Source organism: Pseudoalteromonas maris (genome assembly GCF_049257235.1).
GTDB lineage: Bacteria > Pseudomonadota > Gammaproteobacteria > Enterobacterales > Alteromonadaceae > Pseudoalteromonas.
The window spans coordinates 1-22,474 of record NZ_JBMMUF010000005.1; the positions used below are offsets into that span (position 1 = coordinate 1).

Below are 22,474 nucleotides of genomic sequence, written 5' to 3' on the forward strand. Positions count from 1 at the left end.
TCGTCATCTTCTAGCAAGCTAGAAATGTTACCGCTCGACTTGCATGTGTTAGGCCTGCCGCCAGCGTTCAATCTGAGCCATGATCAAACTCTTCAATTAAAAGTTTTTTATTCTCTACCTAATGAAAGGCGAAGAATCATGCTCAATGAATTCTGATTTTGATTCTTTCGAATCGAATTGACTGTGCTGAAACAAGTAAACTTGTTTCCGTTGGTCACTCAGTTCATTTGAGACTCTAAATTTGTTTGCGTCATCTAGCGAACTAGAATCTGCTGTTAGAACTCAATCTGTACGAGTGCCCACACAGATGATTGCTTCATATTTTTAAAGAACGTTTCGAGTTGCTTTCGCGTCTCGAGGGCTGTGCATTCTACTCAACCCTGTTTTGTTGTCAACACTTAATTTTGAGAAAGTTTAAAGTTTCTTAAAACTCAGTTTTACTTGACTCAACCTTCACTTCGTATCGCTTGTTTGTAAGCAGTCCGCCGTGTCGGTGGATGCGCATTATAGGGAGAAACATTTTCGGCGCAACCCCTTTTTTAAAGAAAATTGCTAAAAAGCACGTTTTTGTGTTCAAACGCTCAAAAAGCACTCAAAACTGAGTGTTTAGTAGTCAAAATCTGACTTTGTTATGATTATTCCTTGGCAGGGCTAATAAGTATCGACCAACAAAGCCAAAGATCAAGGTAAGCAATTAAAAATAATAAAGGCGAGTATTACCTCGCCTTTATATATGGTAGTTGGAACCCTCGTTAGTAAAGGATGCTATAAAGCTTACGACGATATGTGGCAGCCAGTGCATCACCTTCAGGTAATGACGCGATAATATCTAGATAGTTCTTCTTCGCTTCACCAAAGTTAAGATCTTTTATCAGAACGCTAAACAGGGTTTCAAGTGCTTCTTCTTTTCTACCAGCATCATTAAATGCAACTGCAAGATTCACTTTAGTATCTAAATTAGCAGGGTCTTGCTCAACAGCTTGCTGCAATGCTTGAATTTCAGGCGAGTCTTGCGCTTGCTCTGCTTGGTCTAATTTAGCTTTGATATTGTTAAAGTAAGCATCTTGATCAGCAAGCGCTATCGTATCGAGTAGAGAACGAGCATCATCAAGACGATGTATTTGAATACAGATATCCGCAAGCACCAGCTTTATACGCGAGTTATTGGCATCAATTTCGTACGCTTGCTTTGCATATTTAAAAGCATCATTCAAATTGTCAGCACTGAGCGCTTCTTTTGCTTGTTGCAATAACGCATCTTGTGGCTGCGGCAAATGTTTTTGTAGTGCTTCTTTAATTTGCTGTTCGCTTTGTGGCCCAGGAAGCATATCTACCGGAGCTCCACCTTTTAGAAGTACAAGTGTTGGCAAGGCCTGTAAGCCTATCTGTTGTGCCAACTGACTAGCCAGCGCTTGTTGCTGGTCACAGTCTAATGTGGCAACAACAAGGTTTTGTGCGTACTGCTGCGCCAACCCATCTAGTATCCTTGCTTGTTCCATACATTCAGGGCTTTGTGCGGAATAAAAGCTCAACGCCACAATGCTCTCTTCTGATGTTTGTCCAAGGACTTGCTGGATATTTTCTGCCGTTACATGAATTTGATTGGTCATGGTTAAGTTGCCATCTATTTCGATTTACGCTTTGATATGGAGTCAAAGATAACAATTACAAGTAAGGATCATTATGAGTTTTCTAAATAAAATGACAATGCTCAGCGCGACATTATTGGCTACGAGTGCTCTACCTTCTTATGCAAAAATAAATGTTGCCGAGCGTTTGCCAGAGCTCGAGAAGATCTACTTAGACTTACACCAGTCTCCAGAGTTATCTTTCAATGAAAAAGAAACCTCTCAGAAAATAGCAAAGCATCTAACGAAACTGGGGTTTGAGGTCACTGATAATGTCGGTGGATACGGTGTTGTTGGGCTATTGAAAAATGGCCAGGGTCCAACGGTAATGATCCGCACCGATACTGATGGCCTACCAATTATTGAACAAACAGGTGTACCTTATGCTTCACAAGTACGTGTTACTAATAAAGAAGGTATTCAAGTAGGCGTGATGCATGGCTGTGGTCATGATATACATATGACTAGCTTCCTCGGCACAGCTGAACACCTAGTTGCTAACAAAGATAAATGGCAAGGCACGCTCATGATGGTCGCGCAACCTGCAGAGGAAGTGGGCGCGGGAGCGAAAGCAATGCTCAAAGAGGGTTTATTTAGCAACTTCGCTAAACCAGACCATATCATTGCACTGCATGTCAGCGCCAGCGTGCCCGCTGGTAAGGTGGCGCTTAAACCTGAATACACTATGGCGAGCGTAGATTCTGTTGATATTATCGTTAAAGGTAAAGGCGGCCACGGTGCTTACCCACATACCACCATTGACCCAGTTGTAATTGCTTCTCGCGTAGTGTTGGCACTACAAACTATCACTAGTCGCGAACTTTCTCCTCTTGAACCTTCCGTTGTGACCGTTGGCTCAATCCATGGCGGCTCAAAGCATAATGTCATTTCTAATGAAGTAAAATTACAGCTCACCTTGAGAAGCTACAACCCAGCAGTGCGTGAGCAACAAATAGCTGCGATTAAACGTATTACCGCAGGTATTGCAGCAAGCGCCGGTTTAGAGGAATCTCTTTTTCCCGAAGTGATTGTGCACGAGGGGGAGTCAATTCCCTCAACGTATAACAACCCTCAACAGACTGCAAGAGTAACTGAAGCAATTAAATCAGCCATTGGCGGAGATAATGTAGAGCTTACTGCTCCTGTTATGGCAGGTGAAGATTTTGGCTTGTTTGGCCGAACAGAAGAAAAGCTTCCCATTACATTATTTTGGCTAGGTGGCGTTAATCCTCAGAACTACGCCGAAGCGATGAAAAACAATACACAACTGCCATCGCTGCACTCAAGTAAGTTTGCACCAGACTATCAAAAAGCGATTCCTACAGGTGTCAGCGCAATGAGCAACGCTGCTTTAGCCTTATTTAGAAAATAATATAGAACGTGTTTACCTTTGAGGTAGGGGTTTTGTTCAAATCACACAGCAAAGATAAACACGCCCTAACAACTACGCCGACGCTTTTTTACTTCTAGGGCGCACACTCTTTCTTCTGGCGCCCTTAAACTTGCTCTTAACCTGACTTTTGATGTGAGCAAATTGCCGACTATCACAGGTCTTCGCCTGTTCAATCAAATCACTTAACTGGCTCACTAATGGGCTCATGAAATCAGTGTACTTGAGCTGCTTTTCGGCGATTTTTGCCAATGCCATTTCCCAATGAGCAGTCAGGTCGGGCGTTGATAGAGTCTCTGGCAGCGCATTTATGAGGGCAACTCCAGCTTCGGTGGCAGTAATTGATTTACCGTTTCTTGTTAAAAAACCACGCTTAAATAAAAGCTCAATAATACTCGCTCGCGTAGCCTCTGTGCCAAGACCATCTGTTTCCCTGAGTACTTTACGAATATCTTTGTCTTTTACGTGACGACTAATGGCTGTCATTGCCGCAAGTAACGTGGCATCAGTAAAATGTGCCGGAGGTGTGGTGTTTTTATCAATCCGTTTGGCGCTTTCACACAACACTTGCTCACCCACACTCAACATCGGCAATATTTGTTCTTCTTTATCTGCTTTTTTTGGTAACAGGACTTTATAGCCTTGTTCAATCTCTTCTTTTGCTTTGGTTGTAAACCTTCCCCCTGCAACCTGTGCTTCAACATCGGTTTGGTGATATCGATATGCTGGCATGAACTGCATCACGTATTGACGGCAAATGAGTTCATACACTTGGCGCTCTGTGGTTGTAAGCTGTGCATTGGTCTTTTTGTTGGTAGGCACAATAGCATGGTGAGCCGCAACTTTAGCATCGTTAAAGCAGCGCACTTTTTTACTGGTATTAACAGTGCTTAACTGCTCGTTGGTAAATACACCATTGGCAACGATGCTACAGATAATATCTTGTGCTTGATTAAAATGATCATTCGGTAAGTAGCGATTATCCGAGCGCGGATAGGTAATTAACGTGTGCTTTTCATATAGGTTTTGGCATGTATCAAGCACCACTTTAGCAGCTAAACCAAAACGTTTTGCTGCATCAATTTGCAAAGCAGACAAGTTATAAGGCAGCGCCACTTGTTCTTTTTTTTCACTGCGCTCTACCTTAGTAATGACACCATCTTGGCCTGATACACGAGATACAACGTTGTCCGCGAGGGCCCTCGAAAGTACGCGCCCTTCACTGTCTTGATAAGGTTTGCACGCCTCGCTGGGTTGCCACTTGAGTGTAAACCCATGTTGCTCATGGGTGAGCATGTGTGCCTCGACCTCATAAAAGGGTTTGCTTACAAATTCATTAATTTCTTTATCTCGGGCGACAACGAGGCCCAACACAGGTGTTTGCACGCGGCCAACAGAAAGCACACCTTTATAACCCCCTTTTTGTCCAGCCAATGTGTAGGCACGAGTTAGGTTCATGCCAAACAGCCAATCCGCTCGCGATCGCGCCAAAGCAGACACACTCAAAGGTATAAATTCGCTATTACTGCGCAGTTGCGTGAGCGCCTTTTTCACCGCGGGCAAATTTAAGTCGCTAATCAACAAACGTTCAATACTGTGCTTTTTACTCTCGGGTAATGTTACTTGCGAGATGACCTCATCGACGAGCAACTGCCCTTCTCTATCGGGGTCGCCCGCATGAACGATATGACTCGCTTGTTTGATCAGCTTTTTAACCGTAGTAAGTTGCTTGCGTGTTTTTGATTTAGCCTTGAGTTGCCATTGCTGCGGCACTATGGGGAGGTGTTGTAATTGCCACTTTTTATATGCTTGGTCGTAATCATCGGGCTCGGCTTGTTCGAGTAAATGGCCAATACACCAGGTTACACAGTCGCCGTTACCGAGCTCGATATACCCATCTTTTTTGTTATGAGGTTTTGGCAAAGCGGCCGCTATAGCGCGCCCAAGTGAAGGTTTTTCGGCAATATAAAGCTTCATAGCACAACAACTGTTCATCCATACAGTTATTGCAGTGTAGTGTATTTTTGCTATCGATGAAAGAGAAAAAGCGCAGCCTCTTGCTGCACTTTGTTCTGCATGACTTGTTATTGAATGACTTCGATAGGGTCAGATTCTTTCGCTTTACCTTGCATAATAGAAATCTCGACGCGACGGTTACGTTTTCTATCTTCGTCAGTTTCATTTGGAACTAATGGGCGCGTATCAGCATGACCAACAACAACCATCCGTCCTTTATCGAAACCTTCAACTTTTTGCATTTCACTGGCAACGGCAACTGCGCGCGTCGCACTGAGATCCCAGTTATTGGTGTAAAGTTCATTCGATACTTGGAAGTCATCAGTATGACCTGAAACTGTGATCTCTCCGGGCACATCTTTTAGCAGCGCAGCAATATCTTGAATAATTGGTTTAAATTGCGGTTGTAGAAATGCACTGCCCGAAGGAAACGAACCATTTTCTCGGATACGGATAATGATTTGCTGACCCAATGACTCCAACTCAATAGCACCATCAATGATTTGTTGCTCAAGTTGCTGGGCAATTTTCTTCACCAAGTCATTTACACGTTCTTGATCTGCCGCTGCTGTTGCTTGTTGCTGCGATTGCTCTTGTGCGGTACTCGCTGATTCACCACCACGCTGCTCACCACGCTGCTCTTGGCGACCGCCAGCAGAGTCTTCATCACCCGCTTGAAACTCAAGCATCTGTTGAGTCATCTCTACGGTTTGCTGCTGAATGGTTTCAATGGGCGTAGGATCTGGCCGACCAGGCTTGAATTCCATGGCAATCACGCTGGTACCTTTGGGAATATCTTTTACTTCCAACTTATTTTGCACACCGAAAGCAAACTTCATGGAACCGGCAATTTGTTTAAACTTAAGCACGTCCATTTCCGAAAATGCCAATAGCAAAACGAAAAAGCACATCAGAAGCGACATCAAGTCAGCAAAGGTTCCCATCCAAGCAGGTAGCCCGGGGGGAGGACATTTGCACTTTTCCTCATCCGACATAGCTACTCCTCGGTATCCACCTGACGTTTAGACTCAGCAAGGTAGTTTTTCAAAATACCCTCGATGACTTTGGGGTTCTGACCATCTTGGATACCCAAAATAGCATCGAGTATAAGGCGTTGATTCAGCTCTTCTTCGTCTTTTCGAAGTTCCAATTTAGCTTGAATTGGTATGGCAATGACGTTGGCAAGAAACGCCCCGTATAACGTTGTTAACAAGGCTACAGCCATGGCAGGCCCAATCGCTTTGGGGTCATCCATGTTAGAAAGCATAGCTACGAGACCAATCAACGTCCCTATCATCCCCATAGCTGGAGCGATGTCACCCAATGCTTTAAATAAACCAGCGCCTTGTTCATGGCGGGTTGATGTTAGAGAAATATCTTTTTGTAGTGTTGCACGCACAACATCCGCATCATGCCCATCAACGAGCATGTCGATGCCTTTGCGCATGAATTTATTTGAAATTTCGGCTTCTTCTAGGGCTAAAAATCCGCCTTTACGAGCTGAGTCAGCAAGCTCAACAGCTTTTTCAATTAACTCTTCTGGGGACTCAATTTTGAATGCAAATGCTTTAGCTGCAACTTTACCTATCGTAAAGAACTGCCCCAATGTGTAGTTGGACAGCACGATAAATAGTGAACCACCAAAAACTATAAGCACTGAGGGCGTATTGTAGAACATACCTAGGTCGCCACCGAGGACCATAGACATAACAATAAAACCTATAGCGCCTAGAATACCGATTATGGTTGCTAAATCCACATGTCCTCCACCCCTTGTGACCGTTTTAGTGCACCTGAAAACAAGCTTACCTTGGGTGCCCAAATTCGTTGGTTATTATAAATACTCTTAAGCTATCGGCAACTTGCTGAATTACTTGAATCATTTTATTACACTATTAATAAAATTAGCAGGCTTAAAGTGCTTTGCCGTGAAAATATCAACAGTGCTTTGACCTTGCTGTGGAATGCCCCTAAAATTGGCGGTCTTATCTCATTAGTAGCGAGTTTGCAGGCAATGGTGCAAAAAAAGCCAGAAAATCTCAGTTTTGAAGAAGCAATGAACGAATTGAGTCACATTGTCACCGAAATGGAACAAGGTGATATGCCCCTAGAGCAGTCTTTGAAGCAATTTGAGCGCGGCATTAGCCTAGCCAATGCCTCAGCCCAGAAACTCGACAGCGCACAACAAAAAGTAAGTATGCTAATGAGTAACGATCTCAACAGCGAACTCACGCCAATGGATGATCAAGAGTAATTAACGCCGTGAATTTAAAACAAGCACTGGCGCAAGCGCAGCATGATGTCATGCACACACTTGAGCAGTATTTCCACTCTCAAGCGCATGCACAACCTCGTATTCTTGCAGCCACCCAGTACAGCGTGCAAAACGGTGGCAAACGGTTACGTCCATTTTTGGTGTACTGTGTTGGCAACATGCTTGGCGCCGATAAATCTGACTTAGATAAAGCCGCGGCGGCCATTGAATGTATTCATAGTTACTCACTGGTACACGACGATTTACCCGCGATGGATGATGATGACCTGCGCCGCGGTAGACCAACGTGCCACATTGCCTATGATGAAGCTCATGCTATTTTGGCGGGAGATTCACTACAAACAATCGCTTTTGAATTGCTCAGTAGCACGGACTTTGCCATTGGCGCATCAGCGCAATTGAGCTTAGTGAAAGCGCTAAGCCAAGCATCAGGCCTACTGGGTATGGTGGGTGGACAAGCACTTGATATCAATGCAACCAATCAAGACATCTCGTTGTCTCAGCTTGAAAGTATTCACAAAGCTAAAACCGGCGCACTGTTGAGCTGCGCGATAAAGTTGGGCTATTTGTGCGCGCCAAACGTAGAAGAATCAACAAAGGCAGCACTTGATAGTTACGGCAATGCCATCGGTTTAGCGTTTCAAGTACAAGACGACATTTTGGATATCGAGGGTGATACCCAAACCTTGGGTAAGCCTCAGGGCTCTGACGAAGCAGCGAATAAAGCGACCTATCCAGCTTTGCTTGGTTTAGAAGGCGCAAAACAAAAGCTCACTCAGCTTTATGATGAAGCAATCAGTGCCATTGACTCATTGGCCTACGATAACACTGAGCTCAAACAATTAGCGCAGTACATCATCGCTCGAGATCATTAAAATTTATTACAGGTGGCTGTGAGCGATTTGATATACTCGCGCCATTGAAGTGAAGGATAAGTAAACGCATGAATTTGGATAGTAGCAAGTATCCCCTTTTAACGCAGGTCGACGAGCCTGCACAACTACGCGATCTGCCACAGCAAAAGCTTGGTGCGTTCAGCTATGAATTACGGGATTACCTACTGAACTCAGTGTCTCAAACCAGTGGGCACTTTGCCTCGGGATTAGGCACGGTTGAGCTTACCGTTGCGTTACATTATGTCTATAACACTCCTTTTGATCGCCTAATTTGGGATGTTGGTCACCAAGCGTACCCTCATAAACTGATCACGGGTCGTCGTGAGCGTATGCCAACTATTCGCCAAAAAGATGGCTTACACCCGTTCCCGTACCGTGGTGAGAGCGAATACGACACGTTCAGTGTGGGTCACTCGAGCACGTCTATTTCTGCCGCCCTAGGTATGGCAATCGCCGCAGAAAAAGAAGGTAAAGGCCGTAAAACAGTGGCCGTAATCGGCGATGGTGCGATAACAGCGGGAATGGCATTTGAAGCCATGAACCATGCTGGTGATGTAAAGTCTGACATGCTGGTGATCTTGAACGACAACGAAATGTCGATATCAGAAAACGTCGGAGCATTAAACAACCATTTTGCACGCATTCTGTCTGGCAGTTTTTACACCAACATTCGTGAAGGTGGTAAAAAGTTATTATCCGGTTTGCCTCCTGTAAAAGAACTAGCCAGTAGAATGGAAGAGCACCTCAAGGGCATGGTTATTCCTGGCACTTTCTTTGAGGAGTTGGGCTTTAATTACATTGGCCCAATTGATGGCCATGATGTCAACATGCTAGTTGATACCTTGCGTAATATGCGTAATTTAAAAGGCCCGCAACTACTTCATGTGAAAACGCAAAAAGGTAAAGGGTATAAGCCCGCAGAGGCTGATCCTATTGGCTACCATGCAGTGCCTAAATTTGACCCTGCACAAAGCCAGCTGCCTAAATCTAAACCCGGTGCGCCGACTTTCTCTAAAGTATTCGGTGACTGGTTGTGTGAAATGGCGGCCCAAGACGACAAACTGATGGCGATTACTCCAGCGATGCGTGAAGGCTCGGGCATGGTGCGCTTTTCAAAAGAATTTCCACAGCAATATTTCGATGTTGCTATCGCTGAGCAACATGCCGTAACGCTAGCTGCCGGCTTTGCGTGCGAGAATCTTAATCCTGTTGTCGCGATTTACTCCTCATTCTTGCAACGTGCCTATGATCAGTTGATCCATGATGTGGCGCTCCAAGAGTTGCCGGTGTTGTTCGCAATTGACCGAGCCGGTGTCGTTGGCGCGGATGGTGAAACGCATCAGGGTACGTATGACCTGAGCTTCTTACGTTGCATTCCGAACATGGTCATTATGGCTCCTGCCAATGCGAACGAATGCCGTAATATGCTTTATACCGGTCATAAGCTCGATAAACCAACCGCCGTGCGCTATCCGCGCGGTAGTGCAGGTGACGGTGAATTCGATGCAACCATGCAAGCATTAGAAATAGGCAAAGGCCGCGTAATGCGCCAAGGTAAAGGTACGGCCATTTTATCTTTTGGAACTCTTCTAGAGTATGCACAGCCAGCGGCAGATGCGCTGGATGCAACGCTCGTAGACATGCGATTTGTGAAACCTTTAGATACGACACTGATTGATGAGCTAGTAGCGACCCATGAGCATATCGTCACCCTTGAAGATAACGTTATTGCCGGTGGTGCAGGCTCTGCTGTTACTGAATACCTAAGCCAGCAAAAGGTTGCCAAGCCAGTGCTGCACTTAGGCCTTCCAGATATTTTCATCAAGCACGGTACGCAACAAGAAATGCATGCTGAGCTTGGTCTAGACAGTGCCGGAATTAAAAAGCAAATCCACGAGTGGATAGCTCAGTAATACCAAAAAAGGAGCATGATGCTCCTTTTTTATTACGATGTTAAAGCCTAAAACGATTGACCTCAGAGGTTAGTTTGGCGGCAATATCATTGAGCTCATTGGAAGAGTTGGCGACTTGCGTGTTTAAGTCGCTCGATTGCTGGGCGTCGTGGCGAATATTCTCAACTCGCTGGGCAATATCCTTTGACACCTGCTCTTGCTCCTCAGCCGCAGTGGCTATCGATTGATTCATCTCATTGATATTGGTCACCAAGGATTCAATTTCATGCAGGGACTCACTGACTTCAGTGGAGCGCTCTACCGCCATGTTGGTGTCACCGCTGCTTGATGCAATATCATCAGAAACTTGTGACGTAAAGCGTTGTAATACATTGAGCTTTTCTTGAATTTCTTCAGTCGCTTGTTGTGAGCGCTTGGCTAAGCTGCGCACCTCATCAGCCACTACAGCAAAACCGCGCCCCTGCTCCCCAGCTCGAGCAGCTTCAATAGCCGCGTTCAGTGCAAGCAAGTTAGTTTGCTCTGCAATGCCGTCTATCACCGATAGGATCTCAGTGACGTCTTTCACTGAATCGTGTAACTGGGTCAAACTCTGAGTCGCCGTATTTAGTGTCTGCGCTACATTTTGTACCGACTGCACACTGTGCGATACCACACTTTGTGCTTGCGCCGTATTCATGTTGGCATCATGAGCAGCTTGTGCGGCATTGGTGCAGTTTTTTGCTACCTCTTGCACTGCATATAAGTTCTCGTGCACTGATGTAGCGATAACGTCAATCGCCTCGCTTTGCTTACCACTGAGTTCAGAGCTATGCAAAGAGATCGTATTGAGCGCATTCGCAGCGTCCGCTGCCGCTTGAGACTGTGTTTGAATGTTACTTAGCAAGCTTGATAGCTTCTCAACCATGTCATTAAACGCTTGCCCTAATTGCGCCAACTCATCACTGCCATCATTCACTGTGCGCTGGGTTAAATCGCCCGCTGCAATGCGTTTGGCTTTATCAACGAGGTCGATGGTGACATTAATAATGCGTTTCTCCAGCCAGAAATAACACACCACCAAAAGAGCAACCATGATAATGACCGCCACAATACTGAGCACACTGCGGGTCGCAACATTATTTTGCACCTGTTGTAACTGCTGTGCAGAAAGCGCATCGAGCTTGGAAATAAACGTATTAACGGGCGTCATTATTTTTACCACTTCACGTTCATATGGCTCGTCATGAAGCATATGGATTGCCTTCATCCAGTCGCGCAACTCTAGCTCAGTTAAATTTTCAATCTCCTTACCTACAAAAGGAGCGACTAACTCAAATGCCGCCTCCTCGGTGTCTATCAAGGCAATAGAATTCTTATTTGATTGTTCTAAATAGCTCAACAAATCTTTAGGAACATTGATTTCTTTAAGACGGTCAAGATAGTCCATGGAGCGACCATCTACAGAAGGCTTTTTACCGGTAATTTGGTCAACTAGATCATGATATTTATCTAGGTATTTTTTATCTAAGGTCGCCACATACTGGCGCGCATACAAGGTAAGTTGGCTGGAGTTAATCGCAGAAAGCTTGGCGAGGTGACTCGATTGGTAACGAAACACAGAGGAGTCAAAACTGTGCTCTAAGCTGCTGCGCAAATTCAATACGATGACTAAAAGAACAATGGCGATAAATGTGATGATCGCAAATGCGACTCGCAGTAGCGTTTTTATAGTCATTGGTACCCTCGAAATTATTTTGTAACTGATGTTTGAGCCGCTTAGTGCCGTGACTCTGATCAGTTTAGTCTATTTCTTGAGCATTATTGCTAAACTTGCAACATCCAATAAACACGCCCTAGCGCATCCAAATTTTGATGTCAGCTAAACCATTGCCTTGTAAAGTGGCAATTTGTTCATCAAGGTTTTCACTTTGTTCAAACTCAAAGGCGTCGAGCTGATCGTTAAATTCAATGTGAGCACAGCCATCGCCACCACGCTTCTTAACTTGGTGCAAAGCAATATCGGCAAGATTAACCGAGGTTTCCCAACCAATCACCTGCCCGCCAAGCAGTGGCATGGGGTAACACGACCAACCAAGCGAGGCGCTAATATTCATAGCTTTACCATTAGGCAATTGGAAACGCTTATTAGCGATAGACTTACATAAATCACGCGCAAATTGATTTACTTGATCTAATTCAAAGTCGCGTAATAGCAGCAAGAATTCATCGCCACTCCAGCGCGCGACATAATCCGAACCCTGAGTACAAGAATTCAGTAAGGTAGCCAATTGCTGCAAGCAACTATCACCACTGAGTGGACCATACGAGTCATTGATGCGAGAGAAGTTATCGATGTTAACAATAACCAACACCAAAGCACGACCTTGCTTTTGCAATGATTCCGCATTGCGTTGATAGTGCTCAATATCTTTTGGCAGCTGATCAAATAGGAAGCGGCGGCTACGAAGACCTGTTAGCTCATCAGAGTGACTGACCAACTTAAGTTGAGAGTTCACTTGGTTGAGCTTGTCATTGGCATCGCGAAGCTCCATAGTGCGCTCTTCAACCAAACTCTCTAGCGCAGCTTGCTTACGGCGCTCTTGCGCTCTGAACACCCACAACAACAAATAGAAAGCGAAGAAAATACACGACACAATCAGCAAACGGAAATACACCGTTTCATCAAAACGTTTAGGAACAATGAACGCATATTGCGTACGACTCGCTTCTTCCCAGTTACCAGATGCCCTTTTCGCCTCAAGTTTAAAGGTAAATGCACCAGGTGGTAGGTTGGTATAAATCGCTTCTCGGCGATTATTGGCATAACGCCAGTCGTTATCCAAACCTTCCAATTGATAACGGAATTCCACTTCGGTCGGCGCATAAAAATCTATCGCAGTGTAACCAATGGTGATGTCACGCTCGTCCGTTTCCAGTTCAGGATTCACCCCCAAACCAGCGGTGTACAAGGTACGTCTTGGAGTGGTAAAGCTCTCTATTTGTGGCGCCAGTCGGCTTTGTCCAAACAGCTCAACACTTTTGGGGATTTCGACAACCCCTTGCAAACTTGGATACCAAATAGAATTGCCGTTGTCTGCTACCGCATCATGACCTAAGCCAGCACAACATTGGCTCGCTTTACCATCAAGCTGACGATCATAAGAAGAAATAACCTGCTCCACTTGCAGATTACCTATTTCATCTGAGAACTGCTCCACTGGCATGCGGTACACGCCTTTCATGGTGCTAACCCACACACGTTGCAAATCTTTGTCGTAATGCAAGCTAAATATAGAGCCATATGGTAGGCCGTTTGACACATCAAGTTGATGCCACTTGCCTTTCACACTGCGATAGAACAAGCCATCGTTCAATGATCCGACTAACGTTCCTACGCCTTCGATTTCGAGAATACTGGTTACATAGGCACCTTCAAGTGCCGTACTATCACCAATACGTTCGATACCTTTATCGGAGAATAAATATCCCCCTTGGCTGGTGCCAATAAGCCCGTAATTGCCCTTATCTAACACGAAAGTAATGAACTTCGAGTCCATGACTGCGTTATAGTTAAACGGCGTCAAGCCGTTATAGCCTAAACGGTACATGCCTCGGCCAGTACCGAACCACAAACCACCGGCGTTGGCTTCACTGATAGCAAAAACAGGGTTGAGTCTGAGCTCGCGTGCGTCGATGTTATAGAGTTCGTCATTTTCGAAATAGAGCACGCCTCTGTCAGTTGCGATGTACAAGCGCTCATCTACGAAATGCAGGTCATGCACTGCACTGCGACGTAATTTGGCCCTAGGAATGCGATTAACAAAGTGATTATCTTGGTCGAAATAACCGATCCCCGAGCGGTTCGCTACCCAAAGCTCACCTTTGGGCGACAAGGTCAATGCCATCACGGCTTCTGTCATACTAGAGAGTGCATTGTGGCGCTCTACGCGCCCTGCATGGGCAAGCCATAAGCCTTCACTAAAACTGGCCAACCAAATATTGTTTTGATTATCGCGATAAATATCTGAAAACCAGATACTTTGATCTAACGCTGAAGGTTCAACCCACTGCCACTCTTGCGAGTTATCACGATACAGTAAACGGCCATATGTCGATATCCACAGTGCGCCGTCGGAGTCACTCATAAACTTGTATACAGCGGCATTACTAGCGTTCGGCAGAGGGAACGGTCTTAATTCATCGTCTATATCTAGGAAATATGCGCCTAGTTCAGAGGCCAAGTACAAGGTGCCTTCTAACCACGCCAGATCATGGATGATGGTTTGTGCCAAACGTTCAGGTAAGGTGACACGTGCAGTGATTTTTAAGCGCAAACGTGACGAAGAAGACGACATATTCGATAAGCGCAGCAAGTAGTTTTCACTAATAAGCCATACGCCTTGCGGTGCCAGTGCCATTTTGCTTACAGAAATTTGGTTAATAGCAGTTAATCGACTTTGGATGCGTCCACTGCGCCGGCGTTGGTCTTCATCTAAGTGAAATGCAATTTGATTACGCTCAATGTAGTAAAGCTCATTCGCTGCGACCCACATATTGCCTTTTTCATCTTGAAGGATGTCGCGTACTGGGTCATTAATACCAAATTGGAAGTAATTCATCGAGCGAGGGTCGAGCACCGACACCCCTTTTTTGGTGCCTATCCACAGCAATCCTTCGTTATCAATCAATAGCTTGTTGATAGCGTTACTGTTAAGGAAGTTGCTATTTTGCTCGTTAAAATTGGTAAAGTGTTCGCCATCAAATCGACTTAAGCCGAATTGCGTTCCCACCCAGATGTAACCTTGATTATCTTGGGTAACACTTTTAAGTGATTGCGACGGAAGGCCGTTGCGGGTGTTCCACTGCTTTACCACATAATCGGTAATGGAAGCATATGCAGTACCGGCACTTAGTGCCGCGCACGTGAGCAACAATGACAGAATAAATCGCTGCAATGTGACACCCATAGTCAATTCTTAGATTCCAGGCAAATAACCTACTTTAATTAGCGCTTGTAGGCAAATAAGAGAGCAAATACCCGCTAGCACATCATCGGCCATAATCCCCAAACCACCATGCAAACGTTTATCTAACATGCGAATTGGGCCTGGTTTAGCAATATCAAAGAAGCGGAATAAAATAAAACCAACGAGCAATGTTTGCCAACTGATCGCCGCCCCTATCATAGTAATATAAAACCCAGCGACTTCATCCCAAACAATAGCAGGATGGTCATGGACACCCAAATCTTGTGCCGTTTTACCACAGGCCCATACGCCCACGACACATAAAAGCAGCGCAAATACTACCTGCATCCAAAGCGGCATGCCCAAGTTCATAAAGATAAACGGCAAGGCGGCAAACGTGCCCACTGTGCCCGGAGCTTTAGGGCTTAGCCCTAAGCCAAACCCTAAACCAAGAAATTGATGAGGTCGACTCAAGTGAAATGTCTTAGCCATAGCTAGCACGACTCATCCTCTGTAAAATGTTCAAACCCAAGACCTGTAACATCGAGCTTATGCTCACCATTGAACAACTCGATTTTGCCGTCGCCACCACGAATTTGGCCAATGCACACAGCATCGATACCATATTGATGCAGCTTATTGTCCAACATCGCCTTGTGATTCTCTGGCACGGTGTACAGTAATTCGTAATCATCACCGTAACTTAAAACATATGGCCATTTTGCATCGCCCTCAACACTTTGGCGAAATGCCTCAGATGTGGGGATTTTATCCGCATAGACGGTGGCACTGACTTGTGACATCTCCAAAATATGTTTCAAATCGGCCAACAGACCGTCAGAGATATCAATTGCAGCACTGGCGTAGCCGCGCAGCACTTGCCCCGCTGCAACGCGAGGCGTTGGGTATTCTAATTTGTGAGTGAGCTTACTGAGCCACTCACTGTCGATTTCTAGACCTTGCTTACGAGCTTCAACCGCTAACCCTGCATCACCTAATGGGCCGGTGACATAAATCCAGTCTCCCGGTTTAGCCCCACCGCGTGTCAGCGCCTTACCTTTAGGCACGGTGCCTTTTGCACACACAGTAATAACCAGTGGGCCTTGCGTGGTGTCACCACCAATGATTTGGACATTAAAGTACTCAGCAATTTCGTGCATGCCTGCAGTGAATTCGTCTAACCATGCTTCATCCGCCTTGGGTAAGGTAATAGCAACAGATACCCACGCAGGCTCAGCGCCCATTGCCGCAAGGTCGCTCAGGTTCACAGCAATAGCACGGTGCCCCAAAGCACGCGCAGAAATATCATCAAAGAAGTGGACGCCCTCAACCATAGTGTCAGTGGTCACTGCCAGTTGGCTGTTTTCAGGAATAGTGACCAAGGCGCAATCATCGCCAATGCCAACATTAACATCACGGCGAGTAATACCACGACCTTTGAAATATCGATTTATTAATTCAAATTCTTGCATACACAAAAAAGCCGGCCTTGGCCGGCTCTCCTTGTTATTTCGAGCTTAGCTACGTAAGTCCTTTAAGGCTTTATCAAGTACGCCGTTTACGAACTTGTGACTATCATCGGCGCCAAATGTTTTCGCCAATTCAATCCCTTCGTTAATCGCAACTTTATAAGGTACGTCCTCACGGAATTTCAGCTCGTACGCGCTCAAGCGTAAAATTGCTTTCTCTACCATATCGATATCTTCGTATGGACGAGTTAAGTGTGGAGCGAGCGCGGTGTCTAACTGTTTAAAGTTAACGGCAACGCCACGTGCGAGATCTTTAAAGTACTCAACATCTACTTTAGATACGTCGTTTTCAATCAACATATTTTGTTCGATGTCGGCAATGGCGTTACCGCTCATTTGCCATGAGTAAACGGCTTGTAGAGCCAATACGCGCGCTTTGCGTCTTGCTGCTGGTTTCACTGTGAACCCTTAAATTTTGTCTAAAACATTAACCATTTCTAGGGCACTTAATGCAGCTTCGCCACCTTTGTTACCCATTTTTGTACCAGCACGCTCAATCGCCTGCTCGATGCTTTCAGTAGTCAATACACCGAATGCAACTGGTACGTCATACTCTAGCGATACTTGTGCTAGACCTTTATTTGACTCGCCCGCAACCAAATCAAAGTGTGGTGTGCCACCACGGATGATCACGCCAAGAGCGATAATAGCGTCATATTCGCCTTTCGCTGCGATGCGCTTAGCTACCAATGGCAACTCTACTGCACCTGGCACATAAACAACGGTAATATCGTCATCGCTTACGTTACCTGTGCGTTTCAATTCATCTACCGCACCATCAAGTAAGCTGCTGCCAATGAAGTCATTAAAACGTGAAATCACGATGGCAAATTTTTTGCCCGGTGCAAACTTGTTACCTTCAATAATTTTCATTTATAAACCTTAGTTTAACTTGCCAACGCGTGATGCGGGCCAAATACGAATATCGCAAAATTGCCGCGCATCATACCATAAGTTTAAAAAAATAGCTGTATTACAATTACATTAAGCGTGTGCGAAAAAGCCCTTAATCAGGCTGCACATAATCCACAACTTCTAGGTGGAAACCAGACAATGCATGGTACTTTTTCGGCATACTCATCAAGCGCATTTTGGTGATCCCTAAATCTGCCAAAATTTGTGAGCCAATCCCCACGGTGCGTGACGTTCCCTGAATTTTACGATGGCTAGCTGGTTTGCCTTCATCTTCAAGAGCAAACGCTTTGACCATAGCTTCAATTTCTTCGCTGCACTCTTGTTTGCCCAAAATAACCAGTACACCGTCGTTTTTGGCGATATACGCCATTGCATTTGATAATGTCCAGCTGCGATCTGCACCACGGTCTGACAATAGAATGTCATTAAAGGTACTTTGCAGGTGTACACGCACCAGAGTTGGGTCGTTGATCTCACCTTTGACCAGCGCATAATGCATTTGACCATCGATGGTGTCTTTGTAAGTCACTAAGTCGAACTCGCCATGCTCCGTTGGCAATTTGCACTGCGCCACTTTTTCAATGGTCGTTTCGTTAAGATTGCGGTACTCGATTAAATCCGCAATGGTGCCCATCTTGATACCATGCTCTTTGGCAAATACTTCAAGCTCTGGACGACGCGCCATAGTGCCATCTGGATTCAAGATTTCAACAATTACCGACGATGGCTCAAGACCTGCCAAACGTGCCAGATCACAGCCTGCTTCTGTGTGTCCCGCGCGCGTTAATACGCCGCCCGGTTGCGCCATGATTGGGAAAATATGACCCGGCTGCACAATGTCTTCAGGCACAGCGCCTTTAGCGACAGCCGCTTGCACAGTGCGCGCACGATCCGCTGCTGAAATGCCGGTTGTGACGCCTTTTGCTGCCTCAATGGACATAGTGAAGTTTGTTGAGAACTGTGCACCATTGTTCTTTACCATCAATGGCAGCGCCAGTTGTTCACAGCGCTCTTGTGTTAAGGTCAGACAAATTAGGCCTCGGCCATAGGTAGCCATGAAGTTAATCGCATCAGCACTGATGTGCTCAGCAGCAATAATTAAATCACCTTCGTTTTCACGATCTTCATCGTCCATCAATATGACCATTTTGCCATTTTTAATGTCTTCGATGATCTCTGCTGCGGTATTCAAACTCATATCTTGCCCATTATGTTTATTTGATAAATCCTGCTTGCACGAGCAAGCTCTCGGATACAGATGATTCTTGTTTTGGAGCCTGAGCCCCTTGAATTAAGCGCTCTAAATAGCGCGCAATTTGGTCAACTTCAAGGTTAACCTTGGTGCCGACTTGAAATTCGGCAATGGTCGTTTGCGCCAATGTATGTGGCACAATCGTTAACTTAAACTGGTTAGCATTTATCTCATTGACGGTTAAACTCGCGCCGTCAATGCACACAGAGCCTTTATAAGGAATGTATTTCATTAGCTCTTGTGGCGCTTCAAGCCAATACTCAATGGCACGCGCATTCGGCGCAACTTTAACAACTTCAGCGATACCATCAACATGTCCAGATACCAAATGCCCACCCAATCGAGATATAGGCTGTAGCGCTTTTTCTAAGTTGACCTTTTGACCTCGTTGATAATGTGCAAAACGCGTAAGCGACATCGTCTCTTTTGACACGTCGGCACTAAAGCCATCGCTAAATTTCTCAGTAACCGTAAGACACACACCGTTAGTGGCGATACTATCACCCAAAGCAACATCACTCATATCCAAGTTGTCGCTTTGTACACGCACTTTTAAATCACCGTCGACTAACGTCAGCGAGCTCAAAGTTCCTGTTGCTTCAATAATGCCTGTAAACATGACTATTCTACTTCTGGTTGCTCTAGGGTAAGGCGAATGTCCTCACCAATCTGGGTCACTTCACCAAAGCGCAATGAGGGCACCTGTGCCATTGCCGCAAACGGGCCGATATTTAACAACCCTTTGCCATCACTGCCCATGAATTTTGGGGCTAAATACATGATGTATCTATCAATTAGTTTCTGCGTTGCCATCGCGCCGCACAGGGTCGCACCTGCCTCTAGCCACACTGAGTTGATGTCCTTTTGGGCCAATAAAACAAGCAGTTTATGCAAATCGACTTGACCACTTGGGGCACCGTCACACATCAACTCGGTTACATTGTTGGGCCACTGTGGCTGTTTATCAAGCTCTGACGAGCAGATATTTGCTGTTGTTGAGCGCACGATAATTATGTCACCGCATTGTTTGAATAACGCCAGCTCTGGGGTGAGCCGATAGTGACTATCGATAATCACTCGCAGTGGTTGGCGCACCTGTGGCAATGGGTAATCACTGAGCGTGGCATCGTCTAAGCGAACATTGAGCTGTGCGTTATCGACAATCACCGTGTCTGCGCCACTTAAAATCGCACAATGCTCAGCGCGTAATCGGTGCACATCCGCACGGGCTTGCGCGCTGGTGATCCATTTACTCTCACCATTAGCAAGAGCTGTTTTACCATCAATACTCGCAGCAAGTTTGCATGTGACATATGGCAATGCCTTGCGCATACGCTTTAAAAAACCGCGATTGAGCTTTTGAGCTTCATTGCTGAGTAAGCCAGAGGCAACCTCAATGCCCGCCTCGGCCAGCATGGTCATTCCTCTGCCGCTCACTTGGGGATTTGGGTCTTGCATCGCACAAATCACTTTGGCCACTTTGGCCTTGACCAATGCTACCGCGCAGGGTCCGGTTCGCCCCGTATGACTGCATGGCTCGAGCGTGACATAGGCTGTTGCGCCCTCAGCGTCGCCCCCGGCGTTGGCAAGTGCGTGTACTTCAGCGTGCGCTGTGCCTGCTTGTTTGTGAAACCCCTCGCCTATGATGCGACCATCTTTAACCAGTACGCAGCCAACATTAGGATTGGGGGTTGTTGTGAAGCGGCCTTGATATGCAAGCTCAATAGCCCGTTGCATATAGCGCGTGTCGTCTGCGCTAAAGGTCATACTTAATCTCCAAGGCGGGCGATTTCTTCGCCAAACTCACGAATATCTTCAAAGGAACGGTACACGGAAGCAAAGCGAACATAGGCTACTTTGTCGAGCCCTTTAAGGGCTTCCATAATGCACTCACCGATTAACTGAGAACTTACCTCACGCTCACCAGTCGCGCGAATTTGTGACATGATTTGATGCACCACCTCATCGACTTGCTCAGTTTTCACTGGTCGACGTTCCAACGCACGGTGCAGGCCATTTTGTAACTTATCTTCGTTGAACGGTTCGCGGGAACCATCGCGTTTAATCACCCGAGGCATGACTAATTCTGCACCTTCAAAGGTTGTAAAACGCTCATGACAATCAATACATTCTCTGCGACGGCGAACTTGATGCCCACCACCAACTAAACGTGAGTCGATTACCTTGGTATCTTTAGCGCTACAAAACGGACAATGCATAGTGAACGGGTTTCCTGTAGATAACAAAAAGGCCGCAAAAATTGCGGCCTTTATCATACACAAATGTTTGTGCAATAGCTATTTTGTGCCCTTATGCGTACACAGGGAATTTAGCACAAATTGCTTTCACTTTTTCTTTCACTTGCGCTTGAACATCTGCATTTTCGATGTCGTCTAGCACGTCACAGATCCAGCCCGCTAGCTCTTTCGCTTCTGCTTCTTTGAAACCACGACGTGTGATTGCTGGAGAACCAAGACGAAGACCTGATGTTACGAACGGTGAACGTGGGTCGTTTGGTACTGAGTTCTTGTTAACTGTGATGTTTGCGTTACCAAGTGCAGCGTCTGCATCTTTACCTGTGATGTCTTTATCAATTAGGTCAAGAAGGAATAGGTGGTTGTCAGTTTTACCTGATACTACTTTGTAGCCACGCTCTTGAAGTACCGCTACCATCGCTTGTGCGTTAGCAACTACTTGCTGTTGGTATGCTTTGAATTCTGGTTGAAGTGCTTCTTTGAAAGCAACCGCTTTAGCAGCGATTACGTGACATAGAGGACCACCTTGACCACCAGGGAACACTGCACTGTTTAGCTTTTTGTAGATCTCTTCATCACCACAGTTAGAGATGATCAAACCACCACGAGGACCCGCTAGAGTTTTGTGTGTTGTGGTAGTGATCACATGCGCGTAAGGAACTGGGCTTGGGTATACACCCGCAGCGATCAGACCAGCAACGTGAGCCATATCTACGAATAAGTATGCGCCAACTTTGTCAGCGATTTCACGAAAACGAGCCCAATCTACGATACCTGAGTATGCAGAGAAACCTCCGATGATCATTTTTGGCTTGTGCTCAAGCGCTAGCGCTTCAACTTGATCGTAATCGATTTCGCCTGTTTCTTCGTTAAGGCCGTACTGAATAGCATTGTACGTCTTGCCAGAGAAGTTTACGTGTGCACCGTGAGTAAGGTGACCACCGTGCGCTAGGCTCATACCTAGAACCGTATCGTGTGGCTGAAGTAGCGCTTGGAAAACAGCTGCGTTTGCTTGCGAGCCTGCGTGTGGTTGTACGTTTGCGTACTCAGTACCAAATAGCTCGTTTGCACGGTCAATTGCTAGTTGCTCAACAACGTCAACATGCTCACAACCACCGTAATAACGCTTACCAGGGTAGCCTTCAGCATATTTGTTCGTTAGCTGTGAACCCTGCGCTTCTAATACGCGTGGGCTACAGTAGTTTTCAGATGCGATAAGCTCGATGTGCTCTTCTTGGCGAGCAACTTCTGCGTTCATCGCATTGGCTAATTCTGGGTCAAAGTCTGCAATGTTCATGTTACGTTCTAACATGCTGTCTCCTAGGTGCAACGTAATTGTCGAAATCAAAGGCCGTATTGTACGCGTAAACGACGCGTTTGCCTATTAGCTAAGCGTGAGCTTATTTAAACAAGTTATGAATTTTTTTCACAGCCTAAAAAGAATGATATTTTTTTATTT

Annotated in this window: 19 protein-coding genes and 1 rRNA gene; 4 read left to right on the forward strand and 16 right to left on the reverse strand. The window is 45.8% G+C overall.

The features are described 5' to 3' along the window. Together AAEU32_RS08450 and AAEU32_RS08455 are read right to left on the reverse strand one after the other, a co-directional pair. Nucleotides 1–99: ribosomal RNA gene (locus tag AAEU32_RS08450) — 16S ribosomal RNA — on the reverse strand; the annotation flags it as partial. Between the two features lie 653 nt (nt 100–752). After that, nucleotides 753–1,610: a tetratricopeptide repeat protein gene (locus tag AAEU32_RS08455; RefSeq protein ID WP_421970100.1), complete on the reverse strand. Its 858-nt coding sequence runs from the start codon at nt 1,608–1,610 to the stop codon at nt 753–755. A gap of 91 nt (nt 1,611–1,701) precedes the next feature. Between AAEU32_RS08455 and AAEU32_RS08460 the strand changes: the two genes are divergently transcribed. After that, nucleotides 1,702–3,000, forward strand: coding sequence for a M20 metallopeptidase family protein (locus AAEU32_RS08460; RefSeq protein WP_421970343.1), 1,299 nt, complete (start codon nt 1,702–1,704; stop codon nt 2,998–3,000). A gap of 72 nt (nt 3,001–3,072) precedes the next feature. Here AAEU32_RS08460 and AAEU32_RS08465 read toward each other — a convergent pair whose 3' ends face one another. The 3 genes from AAEU32_RS08465 to pomA all read right to left on the reverse strand — a co-directional run bounded on the left by AAEU32_RS08465 (nt 3,073) and on the right by pomA (nt 6,793). Beyond that, nucleotides 3,073–4,995 carry a DNA topoisomerase III gene (locus AAEU32_RS08465; RefSeq protein ID WP_421970101.1) on the reverse strand — a complete coding sequence of 641 codons (1,923 nt, stop codon included), beginning with the start codon at nt 4,993–4,995 and terminating at the stop codon, nt 3,073–3,075. Between the two features lie 107 nt (nt 4,996–5,102). Continuing rightward, nucleotides 5,103–6,029, reverse strand: a complete 927-nt coding sequence (locus AAEU32_RS08470) for a flagellar motor protein MotB (RefSeq protein WP_421970102.1) — start codon at nt 6,027–6,029, stop codon at nt 5,103–5,105. A 2-nt stretch (nt 6,030–6,031) separates the two neighbouring features. Continuing rightward, a complete protein-coding gene (pomA, locus tag AAEU32_RS08475) occupies nt 6,032–6,793 on the reverse strand; it encodes a flagellar motor protein PomA (protein ID WP_421970103.1) in 762 nt (253 codons plus the stop codon). A gap of 255 nt (nt 6,794–7,048) precedes the next feature. On the opposite strand from pomA, the gene AAEU32_RS08480 reads away from it, so the two are divergent. The 3 genes from AAEU32_RS08480 (at nt 7,049) to dxs (ending at nt 10,118) form a co-directional block, all read left to right on the forward strand. Then, nucleotides 7,049–7,288: an exodeoxyribonuclease VII small subunit gene (locus AAEU32_RS08480; protein ID WP_421970344.1), complete on the forward strand. Its 240-nt coding sequence runs from the start codon at nt 7,049–7,051 to the stop codon at nt 7,286–7,288. A gap of 8 nt (nt 7,289–7,296) precedes the next feature. Continuing rightward, nucleotides 7,297–8,184 carry a (2E,6E)-farnesyl diphosphate synthase gene (gene ispA / locus AAEU32_RS08485; protein ID WP_421970104.1) on the forward strand — a complete coding sequence of 296 codons (888 nt, stop codon included), beginning with the start codon at nt 7,297–7,299 and terminating at the stop codon, nt 8,182–8,184. 68 nt (nt 8,185–8,252) lie between these two features. Beyond that, nucleotides 8,253–10,118, forward strand: coding sequence for a 1-deoxy-D-xylulose-5-phosphate synthase (dxs, locus tag AAEU32_RS08490; protein WP_421970105.1), 1,866 nt, complete (start codon nt 8,253–8,255; stop codon nt 10,116–10,118). Between the two features lie 40 nt (nt 10,119–10,158). Here dxs and AAEU32_RS08495 read toward each other — a convergent pair whose 3' ends face one another. The 11 genes from AAEU32_RS08495 to glyA form a co-directional block, all read right to left on the reverse strand. Beyond that, nucleotides 10,159–11,832: a methyl-accepting chemotaxis protein gene (locus AAEU32_RS08495; RefSeq protein WP_421970106.1), complete on the reverse strand. Its 1,674-nt coding sequence runs from the start codon at nt 11,830–11,832 to the stop codon at nt 10,159–10,161. 118 nt (nt 11,833–11,950) lie between these two features. Further along, nucleotides 11,951–15,064 (reverse strand): diguanylate cyclase domain-containing protein, encoded by a 3,114-nt coding sequence (locus AAEU32_RS08500; protein WP_498049595.1) that lies wholly within the window; start codon nt 15,062–15,064, stop codon nt 11,951–11,953. 9 nt (nt 15,065–15,073) lie between these two features. Then, entirely contained in the window at nt 15,074–15,556 is a 483-nt protein-coding gene (locus AAEU32_RS08505) for a phosphatidylglycerophosphatase A family protein (protein ID WP_421970107.1), read from the reverse strand. Nucleotides 15,557–15,558: 2 nt separating this feature from the next. Continuing rightward, a complete protein-coding gene (thiL, locus tag AAEU32_RS08510) occupies nt 15,559–16,536 on the reverse strand; it encodes a thiamine-phosphate kinase (protein ID WP_421970108.1) in 978 nt (325 codons plus the stop codon). Nucleotides 16,537–16,581: 45 nt separating this feature from the next. Further along, the gene (gene nusB / locus AAEU32_RS08515) at nt 16,582–16,992 is read right to left on the reverse strand and encodes a transcription antitermination factor NusB (protein WP_421970109.1); all 411 of its coding nucleotides are present in this window, start codon (nt 16,990–16,992) and stop codon (nt 16,582–16,584) included. A 9-nt stretch (nt 16,993–17,001) separates the two neighbouring features. After that, complete coding sequence (gene ribH / locus AAEU32_RS08520) at nt 17,002–17,466, reverse strand: 6,7-dimethyl-8-ribityllumazine synthase (RefSeq protein ID WP_421970110.1); 465 nt, start codon at nt 17,464–17,466, stop codon at nt 17,002–17,004. Nucleotides 17,467–17,599: 133 nt separating this feature from the next. Further along, entirely contained in the window at nt 17,600–18,706 is a 1,107-nt protein-coding gene (gene ribBA, locus AAEU32_RS08525) for a bifunctional 3,4-dihydroxy-2-butanone-4-phosphate synthase/GTP cyclohydrolase II (RefSeq protein WP_421970111.1), read from the reverse strand. A 16-nt stretch (nt 18,707–18,722) separates the two neighbouring features. Continuing rightward, nucleotides 18,723–19,379, reverse strand: coding sequence for a riboflavin synthase (locus AAEU32_RS08530; RefSeq protein ID WP_421970112.1), 657 nt, complete (start codon nt 19,377–19,379; stop codon nt 18,723–18,725). A 2-nt stretch (nt 19,380–19,381) separates the two neighbouring features. Continuing rightward, a complete protein-coding gene (gene ribD, locus AAEU32_RS08535) occupies nt 19,382–20,527 on the reverse strand; it encodes a bifunctional diaminohydroxyphosphoribosylaminopyrimidine deaminase/5-amino-6-(5-phosphoribosylamino)uracil reductase RibD (protein ID WP_421970113.1) in 1,146 nt (381 codons plus the stop codon). A gap of 2 nt (nt 20,528–20,529) precedes the next feature. Further along, nucleotides 20,530–20,979, reverse strand: coding sequence for a transcriptional regulator NrdR (gene nrdR / locus AAEU32_RS08540; RefSeq protein WP_421970346.1), 450 nt, complete (start codon nt 20,977–20,979; stop codon nt 20,530–20,532). A 91-nt stretch (nt 20,980–21,070) separates the two neighbouring features. Further along, on the reverse strand, nt 21,071–22,327 hold the full coding sequence (glyA, locus tag AAEU32_RS08545) for a serine hydroxymethyltransferase (protein WP_421970114.1): 1,257 nt from the start codon (nt 22,325–22,327) through the stop codon (nt 21,071–21,073). Nucleotides 22,328–22,474 lie beyond the last annotated feature (147 nt).